A 791-nucleotide genomic window follows, 5' to 3' on the forward strand; every position below is an offset into this window, starting at 1 on the left:
CAGTCATCAGGCTTTGATTATTCCTTCGGCGGCCCGCCCCGCCGCTCCAGCGCCGTCTTGCGGATGGTCTCCGCGATCTCCGGACTACTGCTCGACAATATCTGGAAATCCACGGCATAGAGCGACAGCAGCGATACCTCGGTTGCTGCGCTGACCGTTGCTGAGCGAGGATCGCCACTGATCAACGCCATCTCGCCAAAGAAGTTTCCGGCGCCGAGTTCCACTGGATGGTCGGGTGTCGCGACGGTGACCCGCCCCTCGACAATGAAGAACATCTGATCGCCAACATCGCCCTTGCGGCAAATCACGGCACCTGCGGGGACAATGCGCGGTCGCAAGGCCCGAACGATCTCGATCAGTGCAGCGGAACCAAGCTTCTGGAACAGGGGTACGGAAGCGACCAATTGCCAGTTGCGAACGAAGTCTTGGCGGCGAACCTCTTCGTAGAAGCCGGTCGCGAGGATGCCGGCCCAAAGAGCAAAAATACCGATCCCGCTCATCATCACCAATCCGGCCAGAACTCGACCTGCAAGGCTCTGCGGGATCTCGTCACCGTAGTCGGTCGTCGACAGCGTCACGACCGCCCACCACATCGCCTGCGGAATGCTGCCGAACCTATCGGGCTGGACGTCTCGCTCGATGATATAGCCGGCCAAAGCAGCGCCAAAAAGAACGATGCCGAACACCGATGTGACGCCAAGCAGATTGCGCGATTCATTCGCGACCACCTTTGCCAGCAGCCTGAAGAAGGTCGAGTCGCGCAACGGTTTGAGAAGCCAGATGGCGCAATA

Annotated in this window: 1 protein-coding gene; it reads right to left on the reverse strand. The window is 59.7% G+C overall.

The window, feature by feature from the left end:
- Positions 1-17: 17 nt before the first annotated feature.
- Positions 18-791: cyclic nucleotide-gated ion channel (locus PYR71_RS30685; protein WP_275621782.1), on the reverse strand; the 774-nt coding region annotated here is incomplete at its 5' end.

Source organism: Rhizobium mulingense (genome assembly GCF_029194105.1).
Taxonomy (GTDB): domain Bacteria; phylum Pseudomonadota; class Alphaproteobacteria; order Rhizobiales; family Rhizobiaceae; genus Rhizobium; species Rhizobium mulingense.